Genomic DNA, 17,074 nt, shown 5'->3' on the forward strand with positions numbered 1-17,074 from the left:
TAATGAAAAAAATCCTTAAGTCGATGGCAGGCATGGTGCTTGCCACAACACTGGCTGTAGGGGCGCAGGCCGCAACTCTGAAAGTGGCTTATGACTCTGATCCGGTCTCTCTTGATCCCCATGAACAACTGTCCGGTGGAACGCTGCAAATGTCCCATTTGCTGTTTGATCCACTGGTGCGCTGGGATAAGGATATGAACTTTGAGCCTCGTCTGGCGACAAAATGGGAGCGTAAGGATGATCTGACCATGCGTTTTCATCTGCGCAAGGGTGTGAAGTTCCATTCCGGCAATGATTTTACGGCCAAAGATGTGAAGTGGACCTTTGATCGCCTGAGGAGCAGTCCGGATTACAAGGCCATATTTGAAGCCTTTGCGGAACTTAAGGTGATTGATGATTACACCATTGATCTGGTGACGAAAAAGCCATTCCCGCTGGTGCTGAATAATGCCACGTACATCTTCCCGATGGACAGTGAGTTTTATACTGGTGATGACGACAAAGGGCAGCCAAAAGACCGTCTGGTCAAACACGCAGGCTCTTTTGCTTCCCGTAATGCTTCCGGCACCGGACCTTATATTGTTGAACGACGCCAGCAGGGGGTCAGAACAGACTATAAGCGATTTGCTGACTACTGGGATAAACAGTCTCCGGGTAATGTCGAGACCATCACCCTGACACCGATCAAGGAAGGCCCTACCAGGGTTGCAGCCTTGCTGGCGGGTGATGTTGACTTTATTTTCCCTGTGCCACCTAACGACCATAATCGTATTGACCGTGCCTCCAACTCTGAACTGGTGGTCCTGCCCGGAACCCGGGTGATTACCCTGCAACTGAATCAGGAACGTGTAGAGGCCTTTAAAGACAAACGTGTACGTCAGGCGATCAACTACGCCATCAATAATAAAGGGATTGTTGACCGTGTTATGCGTGGCTTTGCTACCGCAGCAGGTCAGCAGGGGCCTAAGGGTTATGCGGGTTACGTTGAAGGTCTGAAGCCTCAGTACGATCTGGAAAAGGCCAGGCAGCTGATGAAAGAAGCGGGTTATGAAAAGGGCTTCAGTATCACCATGCTGGCACCGAATAACCGTTATGTTAATGATGCCCGTATTGCTCAGGCGGCAGCCAGTATGTTGGCAAAGATCAATATCAAGGTGGATTTGAAGACGATTCCAAAAGCTCAGTACTGGCCAGAATTTGATCTGCGTTCAGCGGATATTTTGATGATTGGCTGGCATTCTGATACTGAAGATTCTGCCAACTTTACCGAGTACCTGACTGCCTGCACTGATGAGTCAACTGGTTGGGGTCAATACAACAGTGGCAACTACTGTAACCACAAGGTAGACGACATGGTTCGTTCAGCCAATCAGGAAACCGATCTGGCTAAACGCGCGGCTATTCTTCAGGATGTTGAACGTACTCTCTATGAAGAAGCGGCTTATGTGCCTTTGCACTGGCAAAACCTGGCCTGGGGCGCAGGTAAGGGTGTGCAGGCTGAGAGCGTCGTCAATGTTATGAATTTCCCATACCTCGGTGACCTGGTGGTGACCCAGTAATGGTCGGGTGGTTGCTCATTAACTATTCGTCAGATAATAGTGAGCAACCACTGTTTGAGGAAAATTTAAACTAAACGACCGGGTTGTATTATGTTGCTGTTTTTATTTCGAAGGCTGGTTCAGGGACTGGCGGTGATGTTTGTCATCAGTCTGATCAGCTTTTCTATTCAGGATAATCTGGGTGACCCACTGCGTGAGATGGTGGGTCAGTCAGTATCTGAAGCGGAGCGTCAGGCTTTACGAGAAGAAATGGGGTTAAACGACCCGTTTCTGGTTCAGTATGGGCGGTTTATGTCGAAGGCGGTTCGCGGTGATCTTGGAACGTCTTATTTCTTCAAAGAGCCTGCCTTGCAGGTGATTATGGACAAACTTCCGGCAACGCTGGAACTGGTATTCGGCGCTACTTTATTAATCGTGTTTATTTCGGTGCCATCAGGGGTTTACTGCGCCATTCGTCCCAATAGCTGGCTGACCCGGCTGATATTGGGGGTGAGTATTCTGGGCATCTCCATCCCTGTTTTCCTGACCGCTATTTTCTGCATCTACCTGTTTTCTATTGAGCTGGGATGGCTGCCTTCCTATGGGCGGGGTGAACTGGTTTCTGTCTTTGGTCTCTGGGACAGTGGATTCTTCACTAAAGACGGGATACTGCACCTGGTGCTGCCCTGTTTTGCTCTTGCCAGTATTATGCTGCCGTTGTTTATCCGACTGATTCGCTCTGAGATGGTGGAAGCGCTGCATACGGAGTATGTAAAGTTTGCTAAAGCCAAGGGGCTGAGAAAAGTCCGTGTTTATTTTGTTCATGCCCTTAAAAATACCATGCTGCCGGTACTGACAGTGGGAGGGGTGCAAATTGGGACAATGGTTGCTTATACCATTCTGACCGAGAGTGTTTTCCAGTGGCCGGGTATGGGCTTTCTGTTCCTCGAAGCGGTTCATCGGGTTGATACGCCGTTGATTGTGGCGTACCTGATTGTGGTGGGTGGCATTTTTGTGATCGTCAATACCCTTGTGGATATTCTCTACGGTCTGATCAATCCAACAGTAAATCTGGCAAGGACCGCGCAATGAGTGAACTGACAATGCATCAGCCAGTGTCTCGCTGGCAAAGAGTTAAAGATTCCGATATCTGGTATAGCTTTACCCGTGACCGGGTAGCCATGGTGTCGGCCTGTGTATTTCTTTTACTGGTCGGGGCGGCGGTGTTGGCTCCCGTGATTGCGCCTACCAACCCTTACGATCTTGCCAGTATCGATATTATGGATTCAGAGTTGCCCCCGAGTTGGGCTGAATACGGCGATGAACGTTTTCTGCTGGGAACCGATGATCAGGGCAGGGATTTATTGAGTACCATTCTTTATGGCGCCAGAATCTCGTTGATGATTGGTCTGTTTGCAGTGCTGTTGCAGGCGGTTCTGGGCATTACGCTGGGTTTGATGGCAGGGTATTTTGGCGGTCGGCTCGACAGTTTTCTGATGAGAATTGCGGATATCCAGTTATCCTTCTCCACCATGATGGTGGCGATAGTCGTGCTGGCCGTGTTTCAGGCATCCTTTGGGTCGGAACTGTATAACCGGTTGGCGATGTTGATGCTGATTCTGGTGATCGGTATTGCTGAATGGCCTCAATATGCCCGAACCATTCGGGCTTCTGTGCTGGCTGAGAAGAAAAAAGAGTATGTAGAAGCGGCCAGGGTGATGGGGTTGGGCAGTCGACGCATCATGTTTCGACATATTCTGCCTAATTGTCTGTCACCTATTCTGGTGATTTCAACGGTGCAGATTGCCAATGCCATTATCAGTGAGGCGGCATTGTCGTTTCTTGGTCTGGGTATGCCGGTGTCAGAGCCTTCGTTAGGGGCGCTGATTTCCAGCGGTTTTCAGTATATTTTTTCTGGCAGCTGGTGGATTACCGTGATTCCCGGAGTGGTGCTGGTGGTGCTGGTTCTTGTGATCAATCTGTTGGGTGACTGGTTGAGAGATGTGCTTAATCCCAAGTTGTATAAAGGGTAACTCCACTACAGGAACTCAATTCTATTCACCGTGTTGGGTGTTACCCTGAGGGGCATAAACGCTTTGTTCTGTCCAACCAACTAGCTGCCGTTTATTGAAGAGTTGCCAGACCACCATAATGGTAAAGGTTAAAGCCATTAGCGGATTAACCCAGCTGGTGCTGCCTGGCACCAGCCATCTTGACAGGTCAAAGGCTTCCAGCACGCACAGCGAAATAAGCCCGACCCCTAAAGCCAGATATTTGTTCTGCCAGAGGTGGTTGGCACAGGTAAACCATAGTGCCAGAACGGTTCCGAGAATAATGTAGTCGGTATTGACACTTCTGGGGTTAAACATGAGGTGGTAGCAGGAAGCCAGTGTTAGCAGGTAGATCAGGGCTGTTTTTATATCAAACTGACGAATGGCAAACCAGCATAGCAACCAGGTGATACCTGCCAGTATGACTTTAATCAGGTACTGCCAGTGATCAGAGATAAAGAGACCGAATACCTGAAATACATTGAACAGGCAGGCAAAATTCTTGCTGTGAACACCGTGGTACATGGCAGATTGAGCCATGTCCACAAAGTTGATGTATTGCTGCCAGCCGTATTGCCAGCCGCCAAAGAGCATGGGCAGGGACAGAAATAACAGCATTAGTGGGGGAACCCTGAACCATAGAGGTCGAAACAGTGTTGTTGTCAGCAGAAAAAAGACAATAAAGGTAGGTTTCAGGCTCATGACCAGTGCCAGCAATAGTGCGGCGCTGTTCCAGCGTTTTTCAGCGATCTGGCAAATGACCAGGACCATGACGGACGTCAGGATAACATTCACCTGTCCATTTCGGAAACCAGAGAATGCAATAGGTACGGCAATGATACTCATCATGCCAAGCCACTTGCCCAGGGTGCCGGGGGAACGATTATTAACCATATTAATCAGGCAGGTCAGGGCGTAGAGATAAAGAATGATAATAAATAACCGCCAGATCAGGTCAGTCATTGCTTCAGAAATGTGAAGAAACGGAGTAAAGAGTAAAGCAAAAAGGGGGGTATAAATAAAACCTCCAGGGCCGGAATAGAGAGTGACTCTGTCTGCCCAGCGTTGCCCACCCAGCAGGTAATTGTCGACAACGGAGTGGATTCCTGGCTCTAGAACGACCTTGGCAAAAATCAGTACAAAAGCCAGCAACCAGAGGAAGAGTCCCAGCTTTTCAAATGCGGTGGTGTTTTTCAGTATGTTGTTGAAATGCATGAGTTTTTTATCGTTTACAGAGCGAAGCCATTCTTTAAGCGTCAGTGTTTTATAGTTGCAGTGGAATTAATATAGACGGCTAATCGGCTTTGGCACGGGAAAACGTGTCGGAAAAGAATTTTTTATACAGCTTTCCGGATGGGCTCTTGAAACGCAGGGTGAAATGGTAACAACCGGTTGATACCCTGACTTTTTCCTCAGGACTGAAACTGATCTCTATCTGGTCTGGCAGGCTCACCACCTGCTTGATCATCTGATGCGCTGACTCTCTGATCAGGCCGGAACGATTATCGAGAGCGAAGCCTTCTTCCATCAGCAGTTTGACCAGTTTGAGCATATCGTTCTGTCGATCAAGGTGGTTGACGCTGACAGAAAAATAGTGGGCTGATGTACCAAAAAGACTGAACCATGCGGCCATTTCATTGTCGGACTGCAAGGTCTCAAACTGCTGCAGGGTTGGTTTTTTGGGAGGAATATGATTCAGGCTCCATAGCGGTGGGGTGTCGTTCTCACTGGTTATCTCTTTCAGCAATGACTGGAGCGGTTGACTTAAGCAATGTACATCCAGTTCAGTAATTAAGATGGCTGGCACTTCCGGAGCCGGGTGGTGAAGCCAGTAAAGCTCAAGATTTTCTTCAGGGCGGCTGGCACTGTCCCGCAGGCAATAGCCGAATTGCCCCAGCTTCTCTGTCAGCACAGAGCCAGATGTCCAGGGTAAATTCACGGTCCGGAAACTGATATGATCGTGAACCACCCGCTTGTTGTGTTCTTCCAGTAAGTGATGAATCTTCAGAACCTGGGGGACTCTCTGGCAATAAGTCACCCATAGCGGGTTGATCAAATCGGATAAGATGGTTTTATAGTTTGTCGGGTTCAAAACAGCCGCCTGTTTTCAAAAACGCCGCCTCATTATGAGACAGTTTTACGGATGCTGCCCTGTAATGCGCTGCTTTTTTACTGGTACAATCGTCGCAGGGAAAATGTAACGAGTATATTGCGCATGTTAAAAGTTGCCTTGTTGTATCAAACTCGTGAAGGGCAGACTGGCAGGATCCTGAATGTTATAAAAACACAGATGGAACAGAGCGGTTTTCAAGCGACAGTGTTTGATGTCGGGGAGTCGTCCGGCAGTATTGATCTGGATAGCTTTGATGCCTTTATTTTAGGTTGCTCCGTCCGGTATGGACATCATCATAAGAAATTTTGTCAGTTTGTTGAGAGCAACTATCAAACCCTGAACGCCAGACCCAGCTTTTTCTTTTCTGTTAATCTCACGGCCAGGAAACCGCAACGCAGTCGCCCCGATAATAATCGCTATCTGCAAAAGTATCTCGCCAGAACCCCCTGGAAACCCGATCTGGTTGATGTGTTTGCTGGCGCCCTGTTGTATTCCCGTTATGATCTGTTTAGCAAGCTGGCGATTCAGTTGATTATGAAACTGACCGGGGGTAGTACGGATACGTCAAAGGATATTGAGTATACCGACTGGGAGCGGGTCGATAAGTTTTGCCGTACTGTTGCAGACCGTCTTAATAACAGTGTCAGGCAGAAGTCTGAACCGGTTGGTACCATTGTTTAAGCTTCTGCCTGAGAGTAGATTAATCTTTGCAAAGTGGCAGGAGCAGGGCAAAGCCATAGAGTGCGGGGATAATCAGGGAAGCGGCAAGAATGATCTGGTCCATAACTGAATCCTTTTTTATTGTTGTAATTGGTCAGGGGGCTGAAGCTTGGAATACACCGTTTTTGGCTGTATGAGCAGCTAACAGCTAACAGCTAACAGCTAACAGCCAATAGCCCGGTATGTTTCTGATTGCTGTCGCCCTTACTTAAGATATCAGCAAAAAAACTTGGTTGAAAAGAGGCTGGGACGTCCATGTCAGAGATATGGGAAATCAGCTGTCTACGATTCGCCAGTTGGAAGGCAGACCAATATTCAACTGCTGCATCAGATGTCCAAGACCATTAAGTACCCGGTAGCGGGCGTACAGGCCACGGTGTACAGCTGTCGTGTATGAGCGTTGCGCCTGAAAGTTTTCGTTCTCGCTGTCGAGGAGGTCAAGCAGTGTGCGCTTACCCAGTTCAAACTGTTTCTGATAAGCCTTTACAGTCTGGGCGCTGGCGTCCATGTGCTTTTTAAGATATGGCTCCTCAGCACTCAGGTTTTCCATTGCAGCCCAGGCCATTCTAAGGGTTTCCTTGACCAAACGCTGAGTGTCCTGCTGAATGGCGTGGCTCTCTTCAACGCGATAGGCAGCTTCCTGACGACGGGCGCTGTCGGAACCACCACGGAACAGATTGTACTTCATGGTCAGCATCGCCCTGGTATCTTCATGTCGCCCTTTGAGACCGTCGATGTCTTTGTCCCAGCGCTGGCTCAGCGACAGGTCGAGGGAGGGCAGAAAAGCACTCCGGGTCTGGTCATAACCGTATTGGGAGGCGCTCAGGTCAAAGTTACTGGCGTGAATAGCAGGGTTGTCCTGCAGGGCAATAGCCAGTGCCTGTTCCAGATCAGTTGGCAGAACCTGGTCGTCAATACGAGGCATGGTCAGGTTATCAGCCGCCTGATTGACCAGACGCAGATATTGAGTTTCGGAGTCTTCAAGGTTGTTGCGGGTGCTGATCATGTTGGCACGAGCCCTCGCCAGACGGCCTTCAATCTGGTACAGGTCGGACTGGTTGGCAACGCCCTGATCTGTACGTTGCTGAATCAGCTTGTAGATGCGTTCATGGGCAGCCAGATTGTTCTTAGCCAGTGTCATTTGCCGGCGGTTCTCCAGCAACTTCAGGTAAATGTCAGCGACTTCCAGAGCCAGGCTTTCTGCTTTGGTGCGCAACTGTTCCTTACGGCCGTGCTGAAGCTCCCGGGTTTTACGGTATTCGTTGGTGGTAGACAGGCCGTCGAACAGGTTCTGGTTCAGGATCAGGGCATTTTCCCTGGGCCTGAAATCTTTCTCGCTGGTTCCCGCCTTTTCAGTTCTGGGGTTATCAAGCCGCTCATGCCCAATACCGGCTTTCCAGTCTAATGTAGGCAGGTAGCCACCACGGGCTGCCCTGACGCTTTCCTGACTGGCCTGGTAGCGATTGTAGGATGCCTGCGCCTGTGGGTTGCTTACCAGGGTTTGTGTAATCGCTTCCTCCAGTGATACCGCATGGACAACTGAGCCCTGAAGGGCAGCAGCAACCAACAAGGCAGGGGCTGAAGAACGAAGTATTTTCATGGAGGCATGTTCCTCTGAGTCATCAAAGCTTGATAAAAATTGTTCTGAGTCTCTTTGCCATAAACTGGATCTGTTCTTCGGGTTAGAGGGCAGAAGCCGGATCTCTTTATTTATGACCTTTTATTGCGAAAACCGGGTTTTCGTCAGGGTTGAGGCAACTGTACAACTGCCTCAGCCACCTGTCTGACCGGATTGAAACTAGCATAGTTTTTGAAAATTGCAGGGAATTGATATTCACATCAGTTTTTTTATATTGTCTGAGGGTGAGCTGTTGATTTATAAAAAAAGGAAAATAATGTTGATCATCAGAAAGCTTGCTGTACTGCTCTTGTTTTGCTCATTTCACGTTTTGGCGAGTGGCACTGATACGCTCAGTTCACGATTAAAACCGGGGGGCTTTTATGTTGGAGCTGTCAAACCTGAAACAAAAGTACAATATAAGGATCGGCTAATTCGGGTCTCCGGAAACGGGCAGTTTATTATTGGTTTCGGGCGGGATGCTGATTTACAGCAGACTTTCAGCCTTATCCATAAAGATGGCAGGTCAGAGCAGATCAGTCTGACATTAAAGCCCCGTGAATACGATATCCAGCGTATCAACGGGGTCAAAAACAAATATGTTCAGCCTGCCCCGGAGGTATTGCAGCGTATTCGTACGGAGGCTAGAGCGGTAAGCCAGTCCCGGCAGTTTGATACAGCAGGAAAGGACTTTTTCTCCGGCTTTAGCCAGCCAGCCAGGGGGCGTATTACCGGGGTTTATGGCAGTCAGCGTTTTTTTAATGGTGAGCCCAGAAGGCCGCACTATGGTCTGGACTTTGCCGCACCGACAGGAAAGCCTGTTATTGCTGCGGCAGATGGTATTGTCAGGCTGGCGGATAAGGATCTTTATTTTTCAGGTGGCACCATTGTGATTGATCACGGGTTTGGGATTTCCAGCAGCTACCTGCATTTAAGTGCTATAAGTGTTGAAAAAGGCGATACCGTTGAGCGCGGTCAGCTGATTGGTGAAATAGGGGCAACGGGGCGTGTAACGGGACCGCACCTTGACTGGCGGGTAAACTGGTTTGAGGTTCGTCTTGACCCTGCCCTGATGATGCAGTGAACTTTGTTCGAGATAGCTTTTCCGGAGTGATTTATGGCGATTTACAGTAAACAGACTATCCCTTCAGACGCTGAGGCATTGCCCGGGCGGGAACAGCCAGTCTCTCTGACTGGGCGACACTTTGTGCATGGACGTTCACTTATGGCTCCGTTTCCTGAGTCCTGTGAAGTGATTTATTTTGGGATGGGTTGCTTCTGGGGGGCTGAGCGACTGTTCTGGCAGCAGTCCGGGGTCTGGACGACAGCTGTTGGTTATGCCGGCGGGTACACACCAAACCCTTCTTATCAGGAAGTCTGTTCAGGTGGGACAGGTCATGCCGAGGTGGTGATGGTGGTGTTTGACTCCGGAGTGATTACCATAGAGGCACTAATGAAGCTGTTCTGGGAATCACACGACCCTGCTCAGGGAATGCGTCAAGGCAATGATGTTGGCACTCAGTATCGTTCAGTTATTTTCACAACGACCAGAAGGCAGCAGCGTGTGGCTGAAGCGTCTAAAGAGGCTTACCAAGTGGCGATGACCCGTCATGGTAAAGGCGATGTAACGACAGAGATTCGGCAGGCTCCCTCTTTCTATTATGCAGAGGAGTATCATCAGCAGTATCTGGCAAAGAATGTTAATGGCTACTGTGCTTTGGGGGGAACAGGGATTTGCCTGCCGCCTGTCTCAAATAGTGTTCTTAATCAAGTTTCTGATTAAAAAACGTGTTGGATTGAGAGCTTTCAGCAATGAATGTTCAACAACATTGCTGTCACCTGAAATCATGGATGCAATGATTTCCCCTGACAGAGGGCAGGTGACCAGCCCTCTCGAACCGTGTCCGGTATTTACATACAGCCCTTCAAAGTAGTCAGCCTTACCATCAATCAGGGCTTTCGCGTCTTTCCGCAAAAGGGCAAACTGTTTAATAAATGAATCCTTGTTGACAACTGGCCCAACCAAAGGCAGGTAATCAGGGGTTGTGCAACGAAAACCGGTACGTCCTCCTGTCACGTCAGGGCTATAGTTTGAGCCAGAGTTTGAGCCAGAGTTTGAGCCAGAGTTTGAGCCAGAGTTTGAGCCAGAGTTTGAGCTGTTTTTCCCCAGAGCCGCATAGACTTCAGGCATCTGGCTCAAGAGCATGTCAAGGTTGCGCTGATGGTCTTCTTTTCGTACTGAAAGGCAGTCGTCGTTAAAGTCAAACGTGGCACCCAATGTGTGTTCATGATCACAGGCTGGTGCTATATACCCTTCACTGCACAGGCAGACTGACAACCTGCTACTGCTGGCTGTTTCAGCCAACTGGCTGAGCTGCCCCCGGATGGGTTTTATCGGTAAGTGTTCCAGCTCCGGGAACTGATGGCTGTGAACCCCTCCTGCCACCACAACGACTTCTGACCGTATGATTTCTTCCTGCTGTTTATTGAGCAGAACCCATTCTGACCCTTCTTTTTTAAGGGCTGCAACCCTGTGTCCGGTTTTTGTCTGAATGGCTGGATGATCAGCCAGTGACTGGCAGAAGTGTGCGGGCTTTACCCAGCCAGCTTTGGGGAATACCAGCCCGCTGCGGTTAAGTCTGAATCCGGTTAACGTTGCCAGCTGTTCAGAGTCAGCCATAAACAGCAGATCTTCGGGGAATTGCTCTGCCAAAGCTTTATAGCGTTTGTACTCTTTGTCTGTGACAGGCATTTGAACGACGCTGGTTTGATACCAGTAGGGCGAATGTCTGTCCTGTAACTGGTTCAGCAGGTTGATGCTGTACAGATATCCCTGCAGGATAAACCGGCTTAGTGGCGTGTGGTGGGGAGACAGCTTGGCATAAAGGATGCCTTGCGGATTGCCTGAAGCTTCTTTTGCCAGTTGCCCATGCTGATCCAGCAAAGTAACCTGCCAACCTCGTTCAGCCAGAGAACGGGCGGTGCTGGTACCGGCGAGCCCCCCGCCAATGACAATGGCTTGTTGCTGCTTTGTGACGGGGGCATCAGGCAGTTGCCACTCGGGGCGGACAGAGCTTGCCGGTGTGGAGTGCAGGAACTGTCCCCGCAGCATATCCCGTTTTTTGCCAAAGGCAGGTACTTTCTCCACACTGTAACCCGAGCGGATAAGATGGTCACGCACACTACGGGCAGCCGTAAAGGTGGCATAAGTTGTTTGGCTATGGCTTTTACGAGCCATGATGTCGAAGAGTTCAGAGCGCCACATGTCAGGGTTCTTCGAAGGGGCAAACCCGTCCAGAAACCAGGCATCCACCTTGCCCGGGAAGTCTGACAAGGTGTCAAGAACATCACCAGTCAGCAAAGTGAGGCGCACACGCCCGTTGGCAAAGACAAAGTGTTGTTGTCCCTGACAGGCAGGCAGGTACAGGCCCGCCAGTTCCGAAGCCTGTTGCTTCAGCTGCGGCCAGAGTGCCAGCGCCCGTTGAAAGTCTTCCTGCTTCAATGGGTGTTTTTCGGTGCTAATAAAATGCAGTCGGGCCCCGTCAACCGCCAGCTCATCAAATCGCTGCCAGACACACAGAAAATTCAGTCCGGTACCAAAGCCGGTTTCAGCAATGCTGATACATTCACCGGCATTCAGACTGATGAAACGCTCAGGCAGCCGGTTTGGCTTAATAAAGGTATGGAACGTTTCTTCCGGTCCGGATTCGGTGGAAAAATAAATATCATTGTACTGACTGGAAACAGGCTGGCCATCGTCCCGCCACTCGAGCTTTGCATGGCTCAGGGCGGGTACATCGCTCAGGGCTGTGTTTTCTGGATCGCTCATTTTATTGCTGACTGCTTTATTGTTGACTATGTCGCTTCGTAAACTTTTTCAGACATTCCCCGGATGCAGGTTTCCCTTTTGATCTGTTCAAACAACTGGTGTGCCTGTTCAGAGGTTTTGCTCATCATGCTTAACCATTGTTTAAGACGCCCGTCCAGATAGCGCTTAGGGTTGTTGATGCCATAAGGGTGATCCGCTTCCGGGCGTTCGGCTACCTGCATCACTTTCCGGGTAAAGCGCTGTAGTATATCCAGTGATTGAGGCCAGTGCTGCTCGTCACTGTAACTTTTTTTGTGTGGACTTTTGCAGTGCTGACTGGCAATGGCTATTGGCAAACCGGGATTCCGTAGCACACCTCGTCCAACCATAATGCGGTTGCAGCCGGTAATTTCCCGACATCGGTGGGCGTCTTCAACACTGAAGATATCGCCATTGGCAACCACCGGGATGTCCACAGCTTCGCGAATCGCCACAATATCTTCCCAGTAGGCAGGAGGCTTGTAGCCTTGCAGCTTGGTACGGGCGTGTACAGCCAGACCGTTTGCACCAGCGTCTTCTATGGCTCTGGCGTTATCAATGGCAAGGTCTCCATCCAGATAGCCCAAGCGTATTTTTGCCGTTACCGGGACCTCGTCTGGTACTGCCAGGCGAACGGCTTTTACGATGTCATGAATCAGCTCTGGTTCCTGTAGCAGGATGGCGCCGCCTTTGTGGCGACAGACAGTTTTTGCCGGACAGCCAAAGTTCAAATCGATTCCCCGGGCACCAAGCTTTGCGGCTTTGGCGGCATTCAGTGCCAGTAACTGCGGATTGTTGCCAAGAAACTGGATATGAACCGGTGTTCCGGCTCTGGTCTGGCAACCGTGTTTAAGTTCCGGGCAGATGCGATGGAAAACGGATGTCGGCAAACGAGTATCGGTCACACGAATAAACTCGGTGACACACAGGTCGATGCCCCCGATCTCACTGAGCAGTTCCCGTAATAAATAGTCAACAACGCCCTCCATTGGGGCGAGAGTGATGTGGTTCATGAGTGTGGCATGCTTATTTGATGGTATGAATGGTTTGTATGAATAGTCAGCAGTTGGTGGAATTTATCAGAATTATCCAGTGCAACAAACCGTGTCTGTCACTCAGAATTTTTTAAAAGTATGTAGTTCTATTGACTTGGGTTCGTGCAAATACGGTGCTGTTGTTGCAGATTGTTACCTGCAAAGCTGCGACGTATGTCGTTAGTGCCATCACAACAATAATGGCAGAGACTATCTCTGCTCACTTATCAGGCAAAGGATTAGAGCCGTATGGTTTCATCGGATTTGTTACTGGAAGGTGTGAATCTCATGTTGTTTGGAATGGGGTTTGTATTCCTGTTCCTGACGGTGCTGGTGGGGATGACATCAACCTTGTCGAAAGTGGTTACCCGCTTTTTTCCAGACCCTTTACCGGCAGCACCAGCACCAAAGGCTGCCGCACCGGCTGCGACGGCCTCTGATGATACTGAGCTGGTTGCTGTGATCACCGCTGCTATCAAAATGCATCGGGATAAACGGTGAGCTGAAAGCGCCCGGCGCGAGAGTCATAAAAATAAATTCTGTGTAATTAAAACTTGTCATTCAGGGGGAATCCTTCACCAATGGCCAACGTAAAAAAACCACTGGGTATCACCGACGTTGTATTGCGTGACGCACATCAGTCACTGTTTGCGACCCGGCTGCGTCTTGAAGATATGCTGCCAATTGCTGAAAAACTGGACGACATTGGCTTCTGGTCTCTGGAAACCTGGGGCGGTGCGACCTTTGATTCATGCATCCGTTTTCTGGGGGAAGACCCGTGGGAACGTCTGCGTGCGCTGAAGAAGGCGATGCCAAAAACCAAACAGCAGATGCTGCTGCGTGGTCAGAACCTGTTGGGTTACCGTCACTACGCTGATGACGTGGTTGATAAGTTCGTAGAGCGTGCCTGTGTGAATGGCATGGATGTATTCCGTGTCTTCGACGCCATGAACGATCCACGTAACCTGAAGCAGGCGATGCAGGCGGTGAAGCGTCATGGCGGTCATGCCCAGGGTACTCTGTCTTATACGACCAGCGAAGTACACACGACGGATATGTGGCTGAGCCTGGCGAAGCAGATTGAGGATATGGGGGCTGACTCCCTGTGCATCAAGGATATGTCTGGCATCATTACGCCTGCCGACGTTTTCGATCTGGTGACGCGCCTGAAGAAAGAAACTGATCTGGAGTTGCAGCTGCACTGCCACGCGACTTCCGGTCTGTCGTCTATGTCCATCCTGAAGGCGGTGGAAGCAGGTATCGACCGTGTTGATACGGCGATCTCCTCCATGTCCATGACTTACGGCCACTCTCCAACCGAGTCTATTGTTGCGGCCTTGCAGGGCACTGAACGTGATGCGGGTCTGGATCTGGGTAAGCTGGAAGAAATTGCTTCCTACTTCCGGGAAGTGCGTAAGAAATACGCTAAATTCGAAGGCGCCCTGCGCGGTGTTGACTCCCGCATTCTGGTTGCTCAGGTGCCGGGTGGCATGCTGACTAATATGGAAAATCAGCTGCGCGAGCAGGGCGCTTCTGACAAGTTTGACGAAGTGCTGAAAGAGATTCCTCGTGTTCGTAAAGATCTGGGGATGATCGCACTGGTCACTCCAACCTCTCAGATTGTTGGTACTCAGGCAGTGCTGAACATTCTGACCGGCGAGCGTTACAAGTCTATCTCCAAGGAAACTCAGGGTATTCTGAAAGGCGAGTACGGTGCTGCACCCGCTCCATTTAATAAAGAGCTGCAAGAGCGTGTGCTGGATGGTGCAAAAGCCATCACCTGTCGTCCAGCGGATTTGCTGGAAGCAGAGATGGACAAGCTGACCGCTGAACTGAAAGAGGTGGCTGGTGAAAAAGGTATCAAGCTGGCTTCTGATGCAGTAGACGATGTTCTGACTTATGCCCTGTTCCCACAGGTTGGCCTGAAGTTCCTGCAGAATCGTGGTAATGCGGACGCCTTTGAACCTGCTCCGGGTACTGAGAAGGTTGAAGAAAAAGCACCTGCTGCAACAGTAGCGAAGAAAGCGGCTGCTTCCGATACCGGTGTCTACAGCGTGAAGGTAAACGGCAATAGCTATGTAGTCGAAGTGAGTGAAGGTGGCGATGTTTCCAGTGTTGAGCCGGTTGCGGCAACGCCTGCTGCTGAACCTGCCGGATCGGCTGGCTCTGCTGGAGGAGGCGAGCCAATGCCTGCCCCTCTTGCGGGTAATATCTGGAAAGTTAATGTGGCTGCCGGTGATGCGGTGAATGAAGGTGACGTACTGTTGATTCTGGAAGCCATGAAGATGGAAACCGAAGTGCGGGCTCCGCGCAGTGGTAAGGTCACTTCCGTGGGTGTTCGTGAAGGCGACAGTGTTGTCGTCGGCGACACTTTGCTGGCCATTGCCTGACTCAGGGGGCGAGAGCAATAATGGATAAGATGCTTAACCTCTGGTACGGCTCCGGTCTGTACAATATGAGCCCTGGTCAGTTCGTTATGATTGTTGTAGGTTTTGTCCTGCTGTATCTGGCGATTCGCAAGCAGTTCGAGCCTCTGTTGCTGGTGCCGATTGGCTTTGGTGGCATTATGGCCAATATTCCTGCGGCTGGTCTGGCACTTCCTGCCATAGAACAGGCTCTGTCTATCGCTCATCCTCAGGTGGTTGCTGCTGTTGCAGCCGTCCTTGGGGTTGAAGTGACAGGCGTGAGCCCTTATGAGTTGGTGAGTCTTTATAACGATGCGGGTGTGGCTGTGCAGCAGGCTGTCAATGCTGTGGTGGCTGACTTTGGTTACTCTAACGGTGTCTTGTATACCTTCTATGAAGTAGCGATTGCATCAGGTGTTGCGCCGCTGGTGATTTTTATGGGTGTCGGTGCCATGACCGACTTTGGTCCACTGCTGGCTAACCCGAAAACGCTGTTTCTGGGTGCTGCTGCGCAGTTTGGTATTTTTGCCACTGTGCTGGGCGCTGTGGGTTTGAGTGCTATGGGGCTGATGGACTTCAGTCTGGCGGATGCAGCGGCGATTGGTATTATCGGTGGTGCCGATGGCCCGACGGCGATCTATGTGTCCAGTGTGCTGGCTCCGGAGCTGTTGGGTGCGATTGCTGTAGCCGCGTACTCTTACATGGCCCTGGTGCCTCTGATTCAGCCGCCGATTATGAAGGCGCTGACCACTGAGGAAGAACGCAGGATTGTTATGGTGCAGCTGCGTTCTGTCAGTAAGACCGAGCGTATTGTGTTCCCGCTGTTGTTGCTGGTGCTGGTGGCTTTGATGCTGCCCGATGCGGCACCGCTTCTGGGTATGTTCTGCTTCGGTAATCTGATGAAAGAGTGTGGTGTGGTGGAGCGTCTGTCTGACACCGTTCAGAATGCGCTGATCAACATTGTCACTATTTTCCTGGGGCTTGCGGTGGGTTCCAAGCTGGTGGCCGATAAGTTCCTGCAACCTGAAACCCTGGGTATTCTGTCTCTGGGTATTGTTGCCTTCTGTATCGGTACAGCGTCTGGCCTGCTGATGGCGAAACTGATGAACAAGCTCAGCAAACACAAAGTGAACCCTCTGATTGGCTCTGCCGGTGTGTCTGCTGTGCCTATGGCGGCGCGGGTTTCCAACAAGCTGGGCCTGGAAGCGAATCCGCAGAATTTCCTGCTGATGCACGCTATGGGGCCCAACGTTGCAGGGGTTATCGGCTCTGCGGTAGCGGCTGGTGTGATGATTAAGTACCTGTCCGGTATGTGATAGTTCACCGCTGACGATTGACAGTAAAAAAATCCGGCATTCATTGTGATGCCGGATTTTTTTTACGCCTGACAGACATTATGAGAAATGAAAACTGACGGATGATATAAACTGATCGTGAATTTTAACCGGGTTACTCATTCCCGGAAGATGATCTATTTTCGACACTTGTCCAACATGCTGAAGTTTAGGTACGACCTTGCCTACAGAAGAAACCGGATCGCCGGCGATAAGTATATGGTTAATTTCGGAAATCGCATTAGCAACGCTCAGTTCGTCACGGTTATCATTAATCGCATTTACCGCAGCTTTGCCAAGTTCGGCCGAACAATACCCGGTTGCCGCAATTTTGCAATCGCTGGTACTCAGGCTGGCCGCAGCATAAGTTGCCATACCGCCACCTAGGAGCCTGACCGAGAATAGGATTTATCT

The 17,074-nt window shown here is 50.4% G+C and carries 15 protein-coding genes; 9 read left to right on the forward strand and 6 right to left on the reverse strand.

What is annotated here, in order from left to right:
- Positions 1-2: 2 nt before the first annotated feature.
- From NX722_RS02635 to NX722_RS02645, 3 genes are all read left to right on the forward strand, one after another.
- A complete protein-coding gene (locus tag NX722_RS02635) occupies positions 3-1,559 on the forward strand; it encodes an ABC transporter substrate-binding protein (RefSeq protein ID WP_262566603.1) in 1,557 nt (518 codons plus the stop codon).
- Positions 1,560-1,649: 90 nt separating this feature from the next.
- Positions 1,650-2,630, forward strand: a complete 981-nt coding sequence (locus NX722_RS02640) for an ABC transporter permease (protein WP_262566604.1) — start codon at positions 1,650-1,652, stop codon at positions 2,628-2,630.
- Positions 2,627-3,571: an ABC transporter permease gene (locus tag NX722_RS02645; RefSeq protein WP_262566605.1), complete on the forward strand. Its 945-nt coding sequence runs from the start codon at positions 2,627-2,629 to the stop codon at positions 3,569-3,571. Before NX722_RS02640 ends, NX722_RS02645 begins: the two co-directional genes overlap by 4 nt.
- Before the next feature lie 21 nt (positions 3,572-3,592).
- On the opposite strand, the gene NX722_RS02650 is transcribed toward NX722_RS02645, so the two are convergent.
- Positions 3,593-4,804: a glycosyltransferase family 87 protein gene (locus tag NX722_RS02650; protein ID WP_262566606.1), complete on the reverse strand. Its 1,212-nt coding sequence runs from the start codon at positions 4,802-4,804 to the stop codon at positions 3,593-3,595.
- A 79-nt stretch (positions 4,805-4,883) separates the two neighbouring features.
- A complete protein-coding gene (locus NX722_RS02655; protein WP_262566607.1) occupies positions 4,884-5,681 on the reverse strand; it encodes a VOC family protein in 798 nt (265 codons plus the stop codon).
- Between the two features lie 123 nt (positions 5,682-5,804).
- Here NX722_RS02655 and hemG point away from each other — a divergent pair, with 123 nt between their 5' ends.
- Positions 5,805-6,383 (forward strand): menaquinone-dependent protoporphyrinogen IX dehydrogenase, encoded by a 579-nt coding sequence (gene hemG, locus NX722_RS02660; protein WP_262566608.1) that lies wholly within the window; start codon positions 5,805-5,807, stop codon positions 6,381-6,383.
- Between the two features lie 313 nt (positions 6,384-6,696).
- On the opposite strand, the gene NX722_RS02665 is transcribed toward hemG, so the two are convergent.
- Positions 6,697-8,022, reverse strand: coding sequence for a TolC family outer membrane protein (locus tag NX722_RS02665; RefSeq protein WP_262566609.1), 1,326 nt, complete (start codon positions 8,020-8,022; stop codon positions 6,697-6,699).
- 295 nt (positions 8,023-8,317) lie between these two features.
- Here NX722_RS02665 and NX722_RS02670 point away from each other — a divergent pair, with 295 nt between their 5' ends.
- Both NX722_RS02670 and msrA read left to right on the forward strand, forming a co-directional pair.
- On the forward strand, positions 8,318-9,124 hold the full coding sequence (locus NX722_RS02670; RefSeq protein ID WP_262566610.1) for a M23 family metallopeptidase: 807 nt from the start codon (positions 8,318-8,320) through the stop codon (positions 9,122-9,124).
- A gap of 33 nt (positions 9,125-9,157) precedes the next feature.
- A complete protein-coding gene (gene msrA / locus NX722_RS02675) occupies positions 9,158-9,823 on the forward strand; it encodes a peptide-methionine (S)-S-oxide reductase MsrA (RefSeq protein ID WP_262566611.1) in 666 nt (221 codons plus the stop codon).
- On the opposite strand, the gene mnmC is transcribed toward msrA, so the two are convergent.
- Entirely contained in the window at positions 9,791-11,869 is a 2,079-nt protein-coding gene (mnmC, locus tag NX722_RS02680; RefSeq protein ID WP_262566612.1) for a bifunctional tRNA (5-methylaminomethyl-2-thiouridine)(34)-methyltransferase MnmD/FAD-dependent 5-carboxymethylaminomethyl-2-thiouridine(34) oxidoreductase MnmC, read from the reverse strand. The two genes, msrA and mnmC, sit on opposite strands and share 33 nt — an antisense overlap.
- Positions 11,870-11,895: 26 nt before the next feature.
- Entirely contained in the window at positions 11,896-12,900 is a 1,005-nt protein-coding gene (locus tag NX722_RS02685; RefSeq protein ID WP_262566613.1) for a tRNA-dihydrouridine synthase, read from the reverse strand.
- Positions 12,901-13,170: 270 nt separating this feature from the next.
- Here NX722_RS02685 and NX722_RS02690 point away from each other — a divergent pair, with 270 nt between their 5' ends.
- The 3 genes from NX722_RS02690 to NX722_RS02700 all read left to right on the forward strand — a co-directional run bounded on the left by NX722_RS02690 (position 13,171) and on the right by NX722_RS02700 (position 16,642).
- Positions 13,171-13,422: an OadG family protein gene (locus tag NX722_RS02690; RefSeq protein ID WP_262566614.1), complete on the forward strand. Its 252-nt coding sequence runs from the start codon at positions 13,171-13,173 to the stop codon at positions 13,420-13,422.
- Positions 13,423-13,502: 80 nt separating this feature from the next.
- Positions 13,503-15,311 carry a sodium-extruding oxaloacetate decarboxylase subunit alpha gene (gene oadA, locus NX722_RS02695; protein ID WP_262566615.1) on the forward strand — a complete coding sequence of 603 codons (1,809 nt, stop codon included), beginning with the start codon at positions 13,503-13,505 and terminating at the stop codon, positions 15,309-15,311.
- Between the two features lie 20 nt (positions 15,312-15,331).
- Positions 15,332-16,642, forward strand: a complete 1,311-nt coding sequence (locus tag NX722_RS02700) for a sodium ion-translocating decarboxylase subunit beta (protein ID WP_262566616.1) — start codon at positions 15,332-15,334, stop codon at positions 16,640-16,642.
- Between the two features lie 78 nt (positions 16,643-16,720).
- Here the strand turns inward: NX722_RS02700 and NX722_RS02705 are convergent, their stop codons facing one another.
- Positions 16,721-17,035 (reverse strand): hypothetical protein, encoded by a 315-nt coding sequence (locus tag NX722_RS02705; RefSeq protein WP_262566617.1) that lies wholly within the window; start codon positions 17,033-17,035, stop codon positions 16,721-16,723.
- Between the last annotated feature and the right edge of the window lie 39 nt (positions 17,036-17,074).

Origin of the sequence: Endozoicomonas gorgoniicola (genome assembly GCF_025562715.2) — a bacterium.
In the GTDB taxonomy this organism is placed as follows: domain Bacteria; phylum Pseudomonadota; class Gammaproteobacteria; order Pseudomonadales; family Endozoicomonadaceae; genus Endozoicomonas_A; species Endozoicomonas_A gorgoniicola.